Here is a 2,761-nt window from a genome sequence, read left to right as displayed (position 1 = left end):
ATGACATTGGAATTAACAATATCTGACATTAGAATTACTTTTATCCACAGGAGCTTTTTTATCTCTCTTCATAACTTGTTGTAATTTGAATGTCAGCTTTATTTATTTATTTTCTTTAAAAAAAACAAATAATATCCTTTTTTATCAATTGGTTAATTTATATGACATTAGATTTGACAATTGCTTATATTTTTTATTTTAAAATGTCATGTATTGTGCTATTATTTTTTTACTTAGGATTAATTGCATGGGGTTGCGAGAAAATTTTGAAAAATTGGATAACAGTAAAAAAGCCTCATCAATTAATTACAAGTAGGATGAACTTAAAACCTAGAGAGCAAGATCTCATAACTCTTTTGGTTAAATCATTAAAATCGGAGCAGGAAAAGTTAAAATTTAGTGGTGTAACTAATGAAAATGTTGTTTTTGAATTTAGGTATCATACAAAGGACTTAGAAGAGCATTTTAACTTGACTAGGCAAGGCCTGTACAAAGCACTATATGATGGTACGAAAGTTATGGGTAAAGTTTTGGAAATAAAAGATCCAGACAATAAAATGTTTAGCAAAGTTGTTATAATAAGTAATGCTTGCTTTGAGGATGGTGTCTTGTTTATAAGAATGGATAAAGATGCAGCTAAATATCTTCTGGAATATTCATCAGGATTCTCTGAAATAGATTTAACATTATTATTATCTTTGAGAGGTGGATATGAAAAACGAATATTGGAGTTAATTAGCAGATTCAAAGGCATTAAAGACTATACTGTATCCATAGAAGAGTTTTGTAACATGCTTGGCGTGTCACCTAATGATTACGTTGATTTCCCAAGATTCAAGAGAGCTACTTTAACGAATCCTATAAAAAATATAGTTTCTAAATCAAATGGGGTATGGACGTTTAGATCAGATTATAAAGACGGTTTTATTATAGAGAAAACGGGAAAAAGTTATAAGCCATATAATAAAATAACTTTTAAGCTTGATTTCAACGAATCTATTTCAAAAGAAAAAGAATTTATTTTCAAAGAAAATGATAATCCACGTTACGCTATGTTAGATATGCTAGAGAAAAAAATATCCTCAATGGAAGCTAATAAAGTTGAAGCAGCAATGTTTTTGTCTTTGTGTGATGAATTAGATATTTCATATACATCAGATGTACTAAAAAAAGCAAATATTATTAAATCAAATTAATCGCTCTACGCCAGTGCTTCAACACTGACGCAGAGCTAACCCTAAACCTAAGGTAACTAGGAGTAAGGCTAATGAAAAAGTCTACCTTCCGTGTGCGCGTAATTGAAGCGCAAAATCAAATAATCGAGCTATTTGCTCAAACCTCACGCAATTTAACCCTTCGTCAGCGTGCCCGAATTTTGAATAGAGTCGGGGGTGCAGCATGAACACCGATTTGAAATTATTCAGAAGATTAACCAAGCGTGAGAACGAAGTACTTCGTTGGGTAAGTGCGGGCAAAACCTATTGAGAAATCTCTGTAATTTTCGAGTGACCGTGCTCCTTTTAACTTCCGGCTATATTCCGCTTCCTCGCCCGTTCGCTCGCGTTGCTCGGTCACTTGGCTGCGTCGAGCGGTGGGCGTTAAATTTTGAAAAGATTTTTTGATTTTTTTAAAAGAAAATCGTGTTTTTCCGTAACTCAGTCCGCTCACCGCAGGAGACGTTGAGGCGGAGCGCAGCTTGCGAGCACCGAACAGCGTCGACGAGGAAGCGGAAGTTAGTTTGTTGCTATAGAGTCGTCTGCATGATACGTAAACCAAACACAATATAATACAAGAGAAACCTTGGTGTTTTATTTTAAATATCATATAGTTAATTAATTTTATTTTACTCTATTTGAGTATAAGTATTATTTATATCAAGTAAATGTATTACTTATATTAAGTAGAACTATTACTTATTTTATTTGAATTATCATATTAGTTTTACTTAAAAAAAAGTAACGTTCTGCTTGACATTTATTATTTTATTACTTAAATTTGAGTAATAAAGTGAGTTTTTGGAGAGTAAAGGTTTGTCTAAAACTGTGTTTAGAAGTGAAAAAAGTATAGTTGATACAGAAACTGGAGAGATAAAACGTCTTGAATCTATCAATACGGTTCGTCTTCCAGAAGAACCTCCGTATGTAAAACTATATCTAGACGATTTAGTTCGTATAAATGATCTCCCAAAGAGCACATCCAAAATACTTTATCAATTTGTTAGAAAAATGAATTATGACGGTCAAATTATTTTGAACGCTGCTGTTAAAAGAATGATTGCATCATTAATTAATGTAAAAGAGCAATCTATTTCAAACTCAATAACTTGTCTTATACAAAAAGATATTATGCAGCGCATAGACACAGGAATTTATGTACTGAATCCGACTTTGTTTGCAAAAGGAGCATGGGGAGATATACGTAAATTAAGAGAAAAATATCTTGAATTAAAGGTTACTTATACTCCAGAAGGAAAAAGAATTTTAGCGTCAAATTTAAAAGATTCAATTTAAATTAACACTGACTACAGGAAGGTCTAAGTTCCTATAGTCAGCTAACCCTAAACCTAGTATCAGTAGGAGTCAGGCTATGAAAAAGTCTACCTTCCGTGTGCTTGTCTGTGAAGCACCGAATTACACAATTAAGCAGTTTGTTGAAAAATCCTGCAATTTAACCCTTCGTCAGCGTGCCCGAATTCTGAATAGAGTTGGGGGTGCTGTATGAAACCAGAGATGATTAAACTTTCATTGAGCGCTAATGTTCC

The 2,761-nt window shown here is 32.9% G+C and carries 3 protein-coding genes; all 3 read left to right on the top strand.

Annotation, left to right across the window (positions count from 1 at the left end; all coding sequences use genetic code 11):
- The first annotated feature begins 161 nt into the window (after positions 1–161).
- The 3 genes from G468_RS0116920 to G468_RS0116910 all read left to right on the top strand — a co-directional run bounded on the left by G468_RS0116920 (position 162) and on the right by G468_RS0116910 (position 2,510).
- The gene (locus G468_RS0116920; RefSeq protein ID WP_026824025.1) at positions 162–1,196 is read left to right on the top strand and encodes a replication initiation protein; all 1,035 of its coding nucleotides are present in this window, start codon (positions 162–164) and stop codon (positions 1,194–1,196) included.
- A 71-nt stretch (positions 1,197–1,267) separates the two neighbouring features.
- Positions 1,268–1,402, top strand: a complete 135-nt coding sequence (locus tag G468_RS25150; protein WP_276324688.1) for a hypothetical protein — start codon at positions 1,268–1,270, stop codon at positions 1,400–1,402.
- Positions 1,403–2,030: 628 nt separating this feature from the next.
- Positions 2,031–2,510 (top strand): replication/maintenance protein RepL, encoded by a 480-nt coding sequence (locus G468_RS0116910; protein WP_162143442.1) that lies wholly within the window; start codon positions 2,031–2,033, stop codon positions 2,508–2,510.
- The last annotated feature ends 251 nt before the right edge of the window (positions 2,511–2,761 follow it).

This window comes from Arsenophonus nasoniae DSM 15247, from assembly GCF_000429565.1.
GTDB lineage: Bacteria > Pseudomonadota > Gammaproteobacteria > Enterobacterales > Enterobacteriaceae > Arsenophonus > Arsenophonus nasoniae.
This window is presented reverse-complemented; position numbering and strand designations above follow the sequence as displayed.